This window comes from Sphingomonas sp. SP5 (assembly GCF_058313455.1).
In genome coordinates this window covers 43,886-57,735 of record NZ_JBZFLF010000005.1, presented here as the reverse complement: position 1 = coordinate 57,735, position 13,850 = coordinate 43,886, and the positions used below count along the sequence as shown (strand labels likewise).

Here is a 13,850-nt window from a genome sequence, read left to right as displayed (position 1 = left end):
GCTGCCCCACACCCTCGGCGATCGCGGATGTGGGAGAACGGGCCAAGACCGTTTCCCATCCCCTCCCATCCTGTTCTAAGGCAGGTCGATGACCGACCCCATGCCTCCCGTCGCCGACCGCCGTCCCTACAGCTTCACCGCGCATGGCGTGGCGATCGAGGACCCGTATGCCTGGCTGAAGGATCCGAACTATCCCGAGGTCGACGATCCCGACGTGCTCGCCTATCTGGAGGCGGAGAACGCCTATTTCGAGGCGGTGATGGCGCCGCACCGGCCGCTGGTCGACCGGCTGTACGAAGAGATGAAGGCGCGGATCAAGGAGGACGAATCCTCCGTGCCGCAGAAGGACGGCGACTGGATCTACTGGACCGCCTACGAAACCGGCGGCCAGTATCGCAAATGGTGGCGCAAGCCTGTTGCCGGGGGCGACGACCAGCTGCTGCTCGACGAGCCGGCGCTGGCCGAGGGCAAGGAATATTTCCGGCTGGGTGCCTTTGCGGTCAGCAACGACGGGCGCCAGCTCGCCTATGCGATCGACGACAGCGGTGCCGAGCGCTTCGAGGTGCGGGTGAAGAACCTCGACACGGGCGAGCATTGGCCCGAGGTCATTCCGGGCATGCTGTCCGACATCGTCTGGACCAGCGACGATGCGGGCTTCCTCTACGGCCTCGCCAATGACCAGTGGCGGACGGACAATGCCCGTTTCCACCGGCTCGGCACGCCGGTGAGCGAGGATGTCGAGCTGTTCCACGAGGATGACGAGGGCTATCGCGTCGCCGTCGCGGAGACGAGCGACCGACAGTGGATCGTGATCGGCACCGGCGACCATGTGACGAGCGAAGTGCGGCTGCTGCCGGCGAACGATCCGCTGGCGACGCCGATCCTGGTGGCGCCGCGCAAGCCCGGCCGTGAATATGACGTCGATGCGCATGACGGCACCTTGTTCATCCACACCAACGACACCGATCCGATGTGGCGGCTGTGCACCGCCAGCATCGACGCGCCCGACGACTGGCGGGAGCTGATCCCGGCGGACCCGCACTTCTACATGACCGGGGTGGAATGCTACCGCGACTTCTTCGTCGTCGAAGGCCGGCTCGACGGACTCGATCAGATCGCGATCCACCGCTACGACGCACCGACCGTGCCCCGGCGGATCACCTTTCCGGAGGCGAGCTATGCCGCGGGGCTCGGCGACAATCCCGAATATGACGTGGCGACGCTGCGTCTCGGCTATGAATCGATGGTCACGCCGGGGACGGTGTACGATTACGACGTGGCGAGCGGCGACCTTGCCGTGCTGAAGGTGCAGGAAATCCCTGCCGGCTACGATGCGGCGAGCTATCGCACCGAGCGGCTGAAGGTCACCGCGCGCGACGGCACCGAGGTGCCGGTGTCGATCGTCTATCCGGCGGGCTTCAAGCGGGACGGCTCGCAGCCGCTGTTCCTCTACGCCTATGGCGCTTACGGCTATGCGATCCCGCCGGGCTTCTCGACCGGGCGCCTGTCGCTGCTCGATCGCGGCTTCGCCTATGCCATCGCGCATATCCGCGGCGGCGACGATCTGGGCCAGCAATGGTATCACGACGGCAAGCTCGAAAAGCGTACCAACACGTTCAACGACTTCGTCGATGTCGCCAGGGGGCTGATCGAGGCGGGCTGGACCAGCGCCGGGCGGATCGCCACCGCGGGCCGATCGGCGGGCGGCGAGCTGATGGGCGCGGTGGTCAATTCGGACCCCGAATTGTGGGGTGCGGTGATCGCCGACGTGCCGTTCGTCGACGTGCTCAACACGATGCTGGACGCCGACCTGCCGCTGACGCCCGGCGAATGGCCGGAATGGGGCAACCCGATCGAGGACCAGGCGGCGTTCGAGCTGATCCGCAGCTACAGCCCGTACGACAATGTCGTCGCGCAGGCCTATCCGCCGATGTTCATCTCGGGCGGGCTCAACGACCCGCGCGTGACCTATTGGGAGCCGGCGAAATGGGCGGCGAAGCTGCGCGCGACCAAGACCGACGATAACCTGCTGCTGCTCAAGACCAACATGGGCGCAGGGCACGGCGGCAAGTCGGGGCGGTTCGAAAGCTTGCGCGAGGCGGCGGAGGAGCATGCGTTCGTGCTTTGGCAGATGGGATTGGGGCAAATGGGAATCGACGCCTGAGCATCGAGACGCTGATCGCCCAATACGGGCTTGCCGCGGTGTTCCTGGGCGCCGGGCTGGAAGGCGAGACGATGGTGCTCGCTGGCGGCCTGTTCGCGCATGAGGGGATGCTGTCGCTGCCCGGCGCGATGATCGCGGCGGCGGCGGGGTCGTTCGTCGCGGACCAGGCGTTCTTCGCAGCCGGGCGCCGCTTCCGCGCCACGCGCTGGGTGCAGCGGGCGCAGGGAAAACCCGCGTTCGCCAAGGCGCTGAGGACGCTGGAGCGGCATCCGACCGGCTTCATCTTCGCCTTCCGCTTCCTCTACGGCCTGCGGACCGTCAGCCCGATCGCGATCGGCACCAGCCATGTGCCGACCCGCACCTTCCTGTGGATCAACGCGGTGGCGGCGTGCATCTGGGCGGTGCTGTTCACCAGCCTCGGCTATGTGTTCGGGACGGGCATCGCCGAACTGCTCGGCCGCTATCGCCCGCACGGGCGGCAGTGGCTGTGGGTGGCGCTGGCGGCGCTGGTGCTGGGGCTGGGCTTTGCGGGCTTCCGCTGGTGGAGGAGGCGACGGGCATGAGCTTCACGCTGACGATCACCGCCGGGCCGGACGACATCGACGAGCTGGGCCACGTCAACAATGCGGTGTGGGTGCGCTGGATCCAGGACATCGCGGTGGCGCATTGGCAGGCGGTGGCGCCGCCCGAGCAGCGCGATGCCTTCGTCTGGGTCGTGACCCGGCATGCGATCGATTACCGCGGCAATGTCGCCGCCGGCGAGAGCGTGACCGGCGAAACCTGGGTGCCGGAACCGCCCAAGGGCGCGCGCTTCGACCGGCACGTCCGCTTCACCGGCGCGGATGGCCGGGTGAAGGTGGAGGCGGTGACGACCTGGGCGCTGCTCGACCGCGCGACCGGGCGGTTGCTGCGCGTGCGGCCGGAGGTGGCGGCGCCGTTCTTGTCCTAACATCCTCCCCTGCTCCGCAGAGGCGGGGCGGAGGGGCAGCCAAGCAAGACTGTGGCCTGTGGCTGCCCCTCCACCACTCGGCTGCGCCGAGCGGTCCCCCTTCCCGCAGAGCGGGGAGGATTTGCATTACCCGCTGTTCCTCAGCGCCGTCGCCACGGCGTTGATCGACAGGAGGATGCCTTCGCCGATGCGGGGGTCGTCTTCGCCGGCGCGGTGGCGCTTCATGAGTTCGATCTGGAGGAGGTTGAGCGGTTCGATATAGGGCAAACGGAGGCGGATCGAGGCTTCCAGCGCGGGATGCTTTTCGAGCAGGCGCGACTGGCCGGTGATCGCCAGCAGGCCGTCGTGGGTCTGGTGCCAGCCGTCGCGGATGCGGGTGAAGATAGCCTCGCGCAGGCGTTCGTCCTCGACCAGCTGGGCGTAGTGGCCGGCGATCTCGATGTCCGACTTGGCGAGCACCATCTCCATGTTGGCGAGGGTGGCGGCGAACAGCGGCCAGCCCTCTGCCATCTCCTTGAGCAGCGCCTTGTCCTCGAAGCCGGCGAGCGCCTGGCCGACGCCGTACCAGCCGGGCAGCATCACCCGCGCCTGCGCCCAGCTGAACACCCAGGGGATGGCGCGCAGATCCTCGATCGCATCCGATTTCTTGCGGCTCGCCGGGCGGCTGCCGATCTTGAGCCCGGCGATCTCGCCGATCGGCGTCATCTGGCGGAAGAAGGTGCGGAAGCCCTCCGTGCCGTAGACGAGGTCGCGATAGGCATGGAAGGCGGTGTCGGACAGCCGATCCATCGCGCCGGCGAATTGCGTGTTCTCCGTATTGGACAGCCGTTCGGGTTCGAGGCTGGCGAGCAATGTCGCGGACGCGATCGCTTCGAGGTTGGTCATCGCGCTGTCGCGGGTGCCGTATTTGGCGGCGATCACCTCGCCCTGTTCGGTGATGCGGATGCGGCCCTGCACGGTGCCGGCGGGCTGCGCGCGGATCGCCGCGAAGGCCGAGCCGCCGCCGCGGCCGACCGCGCCGCCGCGGCCGTGGAACAGCTGCATGCCGACGCCCGCCGCCTCGAACACCGGCTTCAAGGCGGTCGATGCCTTGGACAGCTGCCAGGTGGAGGTGAGGTAACCGCCGTCCTTGTTGCTGTCTGAATAGCCGATCATCACCTCCTGATGCCCGCGCCCCCGCGCGATGGCGGCGATCTCGGGCAGGGCGAACCAGTCGGTCATGATGCCCGGCGCGGCTTCGAGGTCGCCGACGGTTTCGAACAGCGGCACCGCCATGATCGCGGCGGTCGCCGGATCGCCCGCACGGTAGAGGCCGACCTCCTTCAGCAGCAGGTTGATCTCGAGCAGGTCGGACACCGACTGCGCCATCGAGACTATATAGTTGGTGATGCACGCCGGGCCGTATTTGGCATGCGCCTCCGCCGCGGCGAGGACGATCTTCAGTTCGGAATCGGTTTCGTCCGAATAGGTGGTGAAGCGGCTGGCGAGGGGGCGGGCGTTGGCGAGTTCGCGGCGGAGCAGCGTGACCCGCGCCGCCTCGTCGAGCGCCAGGTAATCGTCCTCGACCCCGGCGGTCTTCAGGAGTTCCGCGACGACGCGCTCATGCACGGCGCTGTTCTGGCGCAGGTCGAGCGTCGCGAGGTGGAAGCCGAACGTCTCGACCGCGCGGATGAGGCGGCCGAGCGCGCCGCCGGTCTTGAGCGCCCCGGCGGCGGACAGGCCATGGGCGATGGCGACGAGATCGGCGCGGAAGGCCTGCGGATCGGGATAGGGATCGCCGGTGAGATGGCCGGGGCGGGCGGCGGGCTTGCCGGTCAGCGCCTGGTGGGTTGCGGCAAGACGCGCGTAGATGCCCGACAGCGCGCGGCGATAGGGCTCGTCCGAACGGCTTTCGGCGGTGTCGCCGCTTGCCGCCGCCAGCGCCTCGACCGCGGCGTCGACGGGGACGTGCTGGGTCGAGATCGACAGTTCGGCGCCCAGCGCATGCACCGCGTCGAGATAGAAGCCGAGCACCGTCTCGCAGGCGCGGGCGAGCGCGGTGCGCAGCGAATCGGCGGTGACGAAGGGATTGCCGTCACGGTCGCCGCCGATCCAGCTGCCCGGCCGCACGAAGCTGGGCACGCGTTCTCCGAAGGCGCGGTCCCAGCGCTGGTAGAGCGCGGGGAGGGCGGGGAGGAACACGTCGCGCATGTAGGAGAGCGCGGTTTCGACCTCGTCGGTGACATACAATCGCTCGCGGCGCAGCACGCGCGTCTGCCAGAGCAGCGCGATCTGGCGGGTGATCGCATCCTCGACCCGGTCGCCGTCCGGCGTCTCTTCGCGGCCGGCATCCTTCAGCTGCATCAGCTGGGCGATGCGGTTGCGATGGTCGATCATGCTCTTGCGCCGCACCTCGGTGGGGTGGGCGGTGAGCACGGGGACGATCAGCGCATGGGCGAGCAGCTGCTGGACGCGATCGCGGCCGATCCCCTCCGCCTCCAGCGTGGCGAGCGCGGCGGCGACGTCGGCGCCCTGTTCGGCGGCGATGCCCTGGCGATCCTCGGCAAGGTTGGCGAGCATCGAGAAGAGCATGAAGCCGCGCACGAAATCGAGCGTCTCGTCGAGGCCGAGGTCGCTCAGCTGGCGATGCACCGCATCGCTGTCGCCGTGGCCGCGGTGGCGCTCGACGGAGGCGCGGCGGATCGTCTCGGTCGCCTCGAACAGCGCCTCGCCGCCATAGGCGCGGATGACGTCGCCGAGCTTGGCGCCGAGGAAGCGGACGTCCGGGTTGTTGGCGATGGGCGGCAGGGATGCGGGATCGACGGTGGCCATGCCGCCATGCTGCGCTGCGGTAGAGGCGCGGTCAACCGGGGATGGCGTTGGGCGGGGGAAAGGAGAGCCTTTGCGGGGATCCTCCCCGGCACGGGGAGGTGGCACGCCGCAGGCGTGAGGGAGGGGGCGACACCTATGCGGATCCCCCCCCTCCACCACCCGGCTGCGCCGGGCGGTTCCCCTCCCCGTGCCGGGGAGGAATGGGGGCTATTTCTCGGCGGCCTGGTTGCCCAGCGGTTCGCCGAGGACGGGGCCGGTTGTGGCGGGGGCGGGGCGGCGGCCGGCGCGCCATTCCTTTTCCTCTTCGGAGGTGACGGTGCCGTCGCGGTTGAGGTCCATCTGGTCGAAGCGCTTGATGGTGCCTTCGCTCCATTCAATCATGCTGATCTCGCCGTCGCCATTGCGGTCGAGCGCCATCAGGCGGCTGTTCTGCCGCGGCAGTTCGGTGCGGTCGAGCCGGTCGTCGCCATTGCGGTCGAGCGTGCGGAAGCGGCGTTCCATGGCGCTGGAGAAATCGACGCGGCTGGTCACCGCCGGCGGCACGAAGCCGGCCGCATTGACGGTGGCGTCCGCCTCTGCCGCGGAGTTTTCCTGCTTGCCGCAGGCGCCCAGCGCCAGCAGCGCGCCGCCCAGCGCCGCCACGATCAATCCGCCACGCACATGCTGTCTCCCGTGTCGTTACGCCTCGAGCTCGACGTCCCAATAGAGCCAGTCATGCCATGTGTCGTGCAGATAGTTGGGCGGGAAGGCGCGGCCGTGTTCCTGCAATTGCCAGTTGGTCGGCCGGATCGGCTCTATATAGAGCGGCATGTGCGCCTGTTTGGGGGTCCGCCCGCCCTTTTTGAGGTTGCACGGCGCGCAGGCGGTGACGACATTCTCCCACGTGGTCCGTCCGCCCTGCGCGCGCGGCACGACATGGTCGAAGGTGAGATCGCGCGTCACGCCGCAATATTGGCAGGCGAAGCGGTCGCGCAGGAACAGGTTGAAGCGGGTGAAGGCGGGAAAGGCCGAGGGGCGGACATATTGCTTGAGCGCGATGACGGAGGGCAGCTTGATCTCCGCATTGGGGCTGCGCACGGCGCGCTCGTAATGCGCGACGATGTCGACCCGGTCGAGGAACACCGCCTTGATCGCGGTCTGCCACGGCCAGACGCTGAGGGGATAATAGGACAGCGGCGTGTAGTCGGCGTTGAGGACGAGCGCCGGGCAGCTGTCGGGGTGACGGATCAGATCGGGATGAAACACGGCTCCTCCCACGGATTACCCGCAGGCCGTGTCGCCCACGAGAGTGACGGGGGTATGACAGCACGGCCGGACGATCGGGGTCAAGCGTCCTGCGTCAGCTCCCGGCGGCGGCGCGGCGGATGACCGGCGTCGTCACCCGTTTCGCGCCCAGCCCGACGGGGCCGCTGCACCTGGGCCATGCCTATGCGGCGATCCGGGCGCATGACCATGCGCGGGGGGCCGCGGGCGGGGCCGGCGGCACCTTCCTGCTGCGGATCGAGGATATCGACGGCACGCGCAGCCGCGAGGAGCATGTCGCGGGGATCATGCAGGATCTCGCCTGGCTGGGGCTGACCTGGGACGGGGAGGTCGTGCGGCAATCGCAGCGACTCGGGATGTACGAGGCGGCGCTGGCGACGCTGCGGGCGGGCGGGCTGCTCTTTCCGTGTTTCTGCACGCGGGCGGATATCGCGGCGAGTGCGAGCGCGCCGCATCATGGGCCGGACGGGTTGGTCTATCCCGGAACGTGCCGGCATCTCGGCGCTGCCGAGGTGGAGCGGCGGATCGCGGCGGGCGTGCCGCATGCGTGGCGGCTGGCGATGGATCGGGCCGTGGCGGCGGCGGGGCCACTCGGCTGGACCGATCTGACGGCGGGGCCGCAGGTCGCCGATCCGGCGGCGTTCGGCGATGTCGTGCTGGCGCGCAAGGACGCGCCGGCGAGCTATCACCTGGCGGTGACGATCGACGATGCCGCGCAGGGCGTCACCGATGTGGTGCGGGGGCGCGACCTGATGCGCGCCACCGACGTGCACCGGCTGCTGCAGGCGCTGCTCGGGCTGCCGACGCCGGTCTATCGCCATCATGCGCTGCTGCTCGGTCCGGACGGCACGCGGCTGGCCAAGCGCAACGGCGCACCCGCACTCGCCGACCTGCGGGCCGCGGGCGAGGATGGACAGGCGCTCGCCGATGGCCTGCGCGCCGGCCGGCTGCCCTTGGGCTTTGCGGCGACGAGCGCCTAGGGCCATTGGCTTTGCGACGGCGAACGCCTAGATTGGCGGCATGAACACCTTCCTCGTCATTCTGCTGATCGCGGCGATGCTGGCGACGGTGGTTTCGCTGGTCCGCGGCATCATCGCCTTCCTCCAGGAAAGCCATGCGCAAGTGAAGAACGGCGAAGGGCCGTCCGCCGCTTCGCTGAAGTCGAACCGGATGATGCAGATGCGCATCTTCTACCAGGCGCTCGCCATCCTGATCGTGGTGGTGATCCTGTTCGCCGCCGGGCGGACCTGACGCGCCGGGTGGTCAAGCTCAACCGCATCTATACCCGCACCGGCGATGCCGGCACGACCGGCCTGGTCGACGGATCGCGCGTGTCGAAGGCGGCGCCGATCATGGCGGCGATCGGCGACGTCGACGAGGCGAACAGCGCGCTGGGCGTGGCGATCGGCCTGCTGGGGACCCGCAAGCCGGCGGCGTGGGCGGCGGTGATCCAGAACGACCTGTTCGACCTCGGCGCGGATATCGCGACGCCGGCCGGCATCGACGGCGCACTGCGCATCGTGCCGGCGCAGGTGGCGCGGCTGGAGGCGGAGATCGACGCGATGAACGCCGATCTGGCGCCGCTGACCAGCTTCATCCTGCCGGGCGGCGACCCGGCGGCGGCGGCGCTGCACCTCGCCCGTGCGATCGCGCGGCGGGCCGAACGCAGCGCCGCCGCGGTCGAGGGGCTGAGCCCCGCGGCGCTCGCCTATCTCAACCGATTGTCCGACTGGCTGTTCGTCGCGGCGCGTGAGGTGAACGGGCGCGGCGCGGGCGACGTGCTGTGGCGGCCGGGCGCCAGCCGCTGACGCGTCACCATTGACCGATTCCGCACCGAGGGCGGTGCGGATGCAACCCTTTGCGCCGCCAAACGCTTCACCTCGATCAATGATGGGGGGAGCATAGGTCGTGTTGAAGCTTGCCCCCGACCCGTCCCATGCGCTCGGCGAACGCTATCGCGCGGTGCGGGGACTGACGCTGGCGCTCGCCGCGCCGCTGTCCGATGCGGACGCGACGGTGCAGTCGATGCCCGACGCCTCGCCGGCGAAATGGCACCTGGCGCATACCACCTGGTTCTTCGAGACGTTCGTGCTGCGCGACCATGTGCCGGATTACCGGCTGCACGACGATCGCTTTCCGTTCCTGTTCAACAGCTATTACGAGGCGGAAGGGCGGCGGCATGCGCGCGACCGCCGCGGCATGATTACCCGGCCGACGCTGGACGAGGTGCGCGCCTATCGCGCCCATGTCGACGCGGCGCTGATCGCGGCGCTGCCGGCCCTGCCCGCGGCGGCATGCGAGCTGGTGGCGCTGGGCTGCCACCACGAGGAGCAGCACCAGGAGCTGCTGGTCACCGACATCCTCCACCTGTTCGGCGAGAACCCGCTGGAGCCAGCGCTGTGGCCGGCGGCGCCCAAGGTGCCGGTGGCGATGCCCGGGCCGATCCGCTGGATCGAGCGGGCGGGCGGCATCGTGACGGTCGGCCATGACGGCGACGGCTTCGCGTTCGATTGCGAGGGGCCGCGGCACGAGGCGCTGCTGGTGCCGCATGCGATCGCCGACCGCACCGTCACCAACGGCGAATGGGCGGCCTTCATCGCCGACGGCGGCTATCGCGAGCCGCGGCATTGGCTGGCGGACGGCTGGGCCTGGGTGAAGGCGGAGGGCGTGACGGCGCCGCTCTATTGGGAAGAGCGGGACGGCGGCTGGACGCGGATGGGGCTCGACGGGCGGCGGCCGATCGACCCGGCGGCGCCGGTGACGCATGTCAGCCTGTACGAGGCGGATGCCTATGCCGCCTGGGCGGGCGCGCGGCTGCCGACCGAGTTCGAATGGGAAGCGGCGGCGCAGGCGCATGACGCGGCGGGCGGCAACCAGATGGATCGCGCCGGGCCGGTCGAGCCGCGTCCGGCGGCGGCGGGGGATTCCGCCTTCTTCGGCGATGTATGGGAATGGACCGGCAGCGCCTATCGCCCCTATCCCGGCTTTCGCGCGGTCGAGGGCGCGGTCGGCGAATATAACGGCAAGTTCATGAGCGGCCAGTTCGTGCTGCGCGGCGGCAGCTGCGCCACACCGCGCAGCCATGCGCGCGCCAGCTACCGCAATTTCTTCTATCCGCACCAGCGCTGGCAGTTCACCGGCGTGCGCCTTGCCAAGGACATCTGAATGTTGAAGCCCGAGATCGAGGACGGCGAGCAGGGCCTCGCCGATCCGCAGTTCCGCGCCGACGTGCTGACCGGGCTGGAACGCCGCCCGCGCGCGATCCCGGCGCGCTGGTTCTACGACCGCCGCGGATCGGAGCTGTTCGAGGATATCACCGCGCTGCCGGAATATTATCCGACCCGCACCGAGACGGCGATCCTGGAGACGATCTGCCCCGAGGTCGCGGGGATCGCGGGCCGGGGCCGCGCCGTCGTCGAGTTCGGATCGGGATCGTCGACCAAGACGCCGGTGCTGCTGCGCTGCACCGAGCCATCGGCCTATGTGCCGATCGATATCTCCGGCGCGTTCCTGCGCGAATCGTCGCGGGTGCTGTCGCAGGCGTTTCCCAACCTGCTGGTGCTGCCGTTCGAGGCGGATTTCATGCGCGCGCTGGTGCTGCCGCAAGCGGTGGCGGATGCGCCGAAGCTCGGCTTCTTTCCGGGATCGACGATCGGCAACATGATCCCGCTGATGGCGGTCGACCTGCTGCGGGCGATGCGCGCCTCGCTGGGGGAGGGCGCGATGCTGCTGATCGGCATGGACCGGGTGAAGGATCCGGCGACGCTGGTCGCCGCCTATGACGATGCCGCGGGGGTGACCGCGGCGTTCAACCTCAACCTGCTCGAACGGATCAATCGCGAGCTGGACGGGACCATCCCCGTCGACGCTTTCGCGCACGAGGCGCGCTGGAACGACGATCGCGCGCGGATCGAGATGCATCTGGTCGCGCGCCGCGAGGTCGATTTCACAGTCGACGGCCGGCCCTTCGCGATGGCGGCGGGCGAGAGCATCCATACCGAGAACAGCCACAAATACGGATCGCGCGACGCGCGCATCCTGCTGCGCTCGGGCGGGTGGACGCCGCTGAAGGAATGGACCGACCCGGACGGCCTGTTCTCCGTCTACCTTGCCGAGGCGCAGGCGGAGCGGCCCGCGCCCTGATTGCCGGAGGATCGAAAGCCGCTATGGCGCGTCCAACGAGCGAGGAGATGGACGTGAGCAAAGCAGTGGGCGTGATCGGTGCGGGGCAGATGGGCGCGGGCATCGCACAGGTGTCGGCGGCGGCGGGCTATCGCGTCGTGCTGAGCGACGTGTCGCTGGAGCGCGCGGAGGCGGGCAAGGCGGGGATCGCCAAACTGCTGGCGCGCGCGGTCGAGAAGGAAAAGATCGACGCCGCGACGCGCGATGCGACGCTCGGGCGGATCGAGCCGGTCGGCGATGTCGCGGCGATGGCGGAATGCGGCCTGGTGATCGAGGCGGCGACCGAGCGCGAGGCGATCAAGCGGGCGATCTTCGGCGATGTCGGCAAGGTGCTGGCGCCGGACGCGATCCTCGCCTCCAACACCTCGTCGATTCCGATCACGCGGCTGGCGCAGGCGACGCCCGATCCGGCGCGCTTCATCGGCGTGCACTTCTTCAATCCGGTGCCGGTGATGGGCCTGATCGAGGTGATCCGCGGGCTCGCGACGTCCGATGCGACCGTCGCGGGGATCGAAGCCTATGCCGAGCGGCTGGGCAAGGCGGTGGTGCGCGCCAACGATGCGCCGGGCTTCATCGTCAACCGCGTGCTGATGCCGATGATCAACGAGGCGATCTTTGCATTGGGCGAAGGTGTCGCGACGATCCGGGATATCGATCTTGCCTGCCAGCTGGGGCTCAACCACCCGATGGGGCCGCTGACGCTGGCCGACTTCATCGGCCTCGACACCTGCCTGGAGATCACGCGCGTGTTGTTCGAAGGGACGGGCGATCCCAAGTTCCGCCCGGCGCCGCTGCTGGTGAAATATGTCGAGGCGGGATGGTTCGGCCGCAAGACCGGCCGCGGCTTCTACGATTACAGCGGCGCGACGCCGGAGCCGACCCGCTGAGGAGACGCGCGATGAGCCTGGACGACACGATCGTCGAGACGCCCGAGGGGCCGATGACGTTCAAGGAATGGAAAAAGAAGAACCCGGTGCAGCTGCCCTCGCGCCGGACGAAGGGCAAGGACCTGCCCAACAAGGTGAAGACGCGGACGGGGGAGTAGGGCCGTCCCGCTCTCAACCGTCATCCCGGCGAAGGCCGGGATCCATGGACTCGATGCCGGCCGTCGTTGCGCGCTACGATCAGCCGCGTGCATCCATGGGTCCCGGCGTTCGCCGGGATGACGATCAAGAGCGGTAACGCACCGCATACACCAGCGCCAGCACCGCCAGGAACGGCAGGCCATAGGCCAGCGTCGCCGCGAACGCGGTGGTGAACGGCGTCGTCAGCAGGATCGCGAGGATCGCGCCGGCCCCGGCGAGGCTGGTCCAGGGATAGCCCCACAGCCGGAACCCCGGCGGCGGCCCGTGGCGGCGGCGGAAGGCGAGATGGGTGGCGAAGATCATCCCCCAGGTGAACAGCGCGCCGAAGATCGAGATGGCGATCATCACCCCGAACGCCGCCTCCGGCCGCCATGCATAGACGCCCGCCGCGACCGCGATCCCCGCTGCCGACACGATCAACGCCGAGAGGGGGACGCCGCGTGCGCTGACCCGCGCCAGCGCCGCCGGTGCGAGGCCGCTTTCCGCGAGGCTGAACAGCATGCGCGAGGCGGTGTAGAGCTGGCTGTTCATCGCCGACAGTGCCGCGATCAGCACCACCGCGTTGATGATCCCGGCGGCATAGGGCACGCCGGTCGCCTGCATCACGGTGACGAACGGGCTGGTCGCGGTGCCCGCCGCGGTCCAGGGCACCAGCGCCAGCATCACCGCCAGGCTGCCCAGGTAGAAGAGCGCGAGCCGCAGCATCGTCGAGCGGAAGGCGCGGACGATCGCGCGTTCGGGATCGCGGGCCTCGCCGGCGGCGACGGCGATCATCTCGATGCTGAGATAGCTGAAGATCGCGACGATCACCGCGGTCCAGATGCCGCCGATGCCGTGGGGCGCGAAGCCGCCGTGCGCGGTGTAGTGGGTGAGGCCGATGCCGCTGCGCGCGATCACCCACAGGCCGATCGCGATGAACGCGACGATCGCGGCGATCTTCACCGCCGAAAAGACGTATTCGACTGCGCCGAACAGCCGGACGCTGGCGCCGTTCACCGCCAGCAGGGCAAGGCCGAAGCCGGCGATCCACCACAGCCCCGCCACGTCCGGCGCCCAGTAACGCATGTAGACGGCGACCGCGGTCACCTCCGTCCCGATCGCCAGGATGATGCAGGCGACATAGGCGTAGCGGACGAGGAAGCCGGCGAACCGGCCGAGGTAGCGTTCGGCGAACAGCCCGAACGATCCCGTGGCGGGGTCGGCCACCGTCATCTCGGCGAGGCAGCCCATCAGCGCCAGCGTGATGAGGCCGGCGATGGCATAGCTGACCAGCACCGCCGGCCCGGCGAGGCCGATCGCGAAGCCGCTGCCGAGGAACAGCCCGGTGCCGACCGCGCCGCCTATGGCGATCATCGCCAGCTGGCCCGGCCCGAGCGTCCGCTTGAGGCCGGTCATG

Annotated in this window: 14 protein-coding genes; 10 read left to right on the top strand and 4 right to left on the bottom strand. The window is 69.4% G+C overall.

The window, feature by feature from the left end; all coding sequences use genetic code 11:
- Window positions 1-88: 88 nt before the first annotated feature.
- The 3 genes from AC4GY7_RS13070 to AC4GY7_RS13060 are packed head-to-tail and all read left to right on the top strand — an operon-like array spanning window position 89 to window position 3,113.
- The gene (locus tag AC4GY7_RS13070) at window positions 89-2,164 is read left to right on the top strand and encodes a S9 family peptidase (protein WP_491114852.1); all 2,076 of its coding nucleotides are present in this window, start codon (window positions 89-91) and stop codon (window positions 2,162-2,164) included.
- A complete protein-coding gene (locus AC4GY7_RS13065; RefSeq protein WP_491114849.1) occupies window positions 2,125-2,727 on the top strand; it encodes a DedA family protein in 603 nt (200 codons plus the stop codon). Before AC4GY7_RS13070 ends, AC4GY7_RS13065 begins: the two co-directional genes overlap by 40 nt.
- Window positions 2,724-3,113 (top strand): acyl-CoA thioesterase, encoded by a 390-nt coding sequence (locus tag AC4GY7_RS13060; RefSeq protein ID WP_491114846.1) that lies wholly within the window; start codon window positions 2,724-2,726, stop codon window positions 3,111-3,113. The genes AC4GY7_RS13065 and AC4GY7_RS13060 overlap by 4 nt, the downstream gene beginning before the upstream one ends.
- A gap of 126 nt (window positions 3,114-3,239) precedes the next feature.
- Here AC4GY7_RS13060 and ppc read toward each other — a convergent pair whose 3' ends face one another.
- The 3 genes from ppc to AC4GY7_RS13045 all read right to left on the bottom strand — a co-directional run bounded on the left by ppc (window position 3,240) and on the right by AC4GY7_RS13045 (window position 7,169).
- Entirely contained in the window at window positions 3,240-5,924 is a 2,685-nt protein-coding gene (ppc, locus tag AC4GY7_RS13055; RefSeq protein ID WP_491114843.1) for a phosphoenolpyruvate carboxylase, read from the bottom strand.
- A 207-nt stretch (window positions 5,925-6,131) separates the two neighbouring features.
- Window positions 6,132-6,584 carry an EF-hand domain-containing protein gene (locus AC4GY7_RS13050; protein WP_491114840.1) on the bottom strand — a complete coding sequence of 151 codons (453 nt, stop codon included), beginning with the start codon at window positions 6,582-6,584 and terminating at the stop codon, window positions 6,132-6,134.
- A gap of 18 nt (window positions 6,585-6,602) precedes the next feature.
- Window positions 6,603-7,169 carry an HNH endonuclease gene (locus AC4GY7_RS13045; RefSeq protein ID WP_491114837.1) on the bottom strand — a complete coding sequence of 189 codons (567 nt, stop codon included), beginning with the start codon at window positions 7,167-7,169 and terminating at the stop codon, window positions 6,603-6,605.
- A 119-nt stretch (window positions 7,170-7,288) separates the two neighbouring features.
- Here AC4GY7_RS13045 and gluQRS point away from each other — a divergent pair, with 119 nt between their 5' ends.
- The 7 genes from gluQRS (at window position 7,289) to AC4GY7_RS13010 (ending at window position 12,414) form a co-directional block, all read left to right on the top strand.
- Window positions 7,289-8,167, top strand: a complete 879-nt coding sequence (gene gluQRS / locus AC4GY7_RS13040; RefSeq protein WP_491114834.1) for a tRNA glutamyl-Q(34) synthetase GluQRS — start codon at window positions 7,289-7,291, stop codon at window positions 8,165-8,167.
- Window positions 8,168-8,207: 40 nt separating this feature from the next.
- Entirely contained in the window at window positions 8,208-8,438 is a 231-nt protein-coding gene (locus AC4GY7_RS13035) for a twin transmembrane helix small protein (RefSeq protein WP_491114832.1), read from the top strand.
- Between the two features lie 8 nt (window positions 8,439-8,446).
- Window positions 8,447-8,995, top strand: a complete 549-nt coding sequence (locus AC4GY7_RS13030; protein ID WP_491114829.1) for a cob(I)yrinic acid a,c-diamide adenosyltransferase — start codon at window positions 8,447-8,449, stop codon at window positions 8,993-8,995.
- A gap of 100 nt (window positions 8,996-9,095) precedes the next feature.
- Entirely contained in the window at window positions 9,096-10,352 is a 1,257-nt protein-coding gene (egtB, locus tag AC4GY7_RS13025; RefSeq protein ID WP_491114826.1) for an ergothioneine biosynthesis protein EgtB, read from the top strand.
- Window positions 10,353-11,330: an L-histidine N(alpha)-methyltransferase gene (gene egtD, locus AC4GY7_RS13020; protein ID WP_491114823.1), complete on the top strand. Its 978-nt coding sequence runs from the start codon at window positions 10,353-10,355 to the stop codon at window positions 11,328-11,330.
- 47 nt (window positions 11,331-11,377) lie between these two features.
- Window positions 11,378-12,256, top strand: a complete 879-nt coding sequence (locus AC4GY7_RS13015) for a 3-hydroxybutyryl-CoA dehydrogenase (RefSeq protein WP_491114821.1) — start codon at window positions 11,378-11,380, stop codon at window positions 12,254-12,256.
- A gap of 11 nt (window positions 12,257-12,267) precedes the next feature.
- Window positions 12,268-12,414, top strand: coding sequence for a hypothetical protein (locus AC4GY7_RS13010; RefSeq protein ID WP_443584147.1), 147 nt, complete (start codon window positions 12,268-12,270; stop codon window positions 12,412-12,414).
- A 124-nt stretch (window positions 12,415-12,538) separates the two neighbouring features.
- Here AC4GY7_RS13010 and AC4GY7_RS13005 read toward each other — a convergent pair whose 3' ends face one another.
- Window positions 12,539-13,849 carry an amino acid permease gene (locus AC4GY7_RS13005; RefSeq protein WP_491114817.1) on the bottom strand — a complete coding sequence of 437 codons (1,311 nt, stop codon included), beginning with the start codon at window positions 13,847-13,849 and terminating at the stop codon, window positions 12,539-12,541.
- Window position 13,850: the final 1 nt, after the last annotated feature.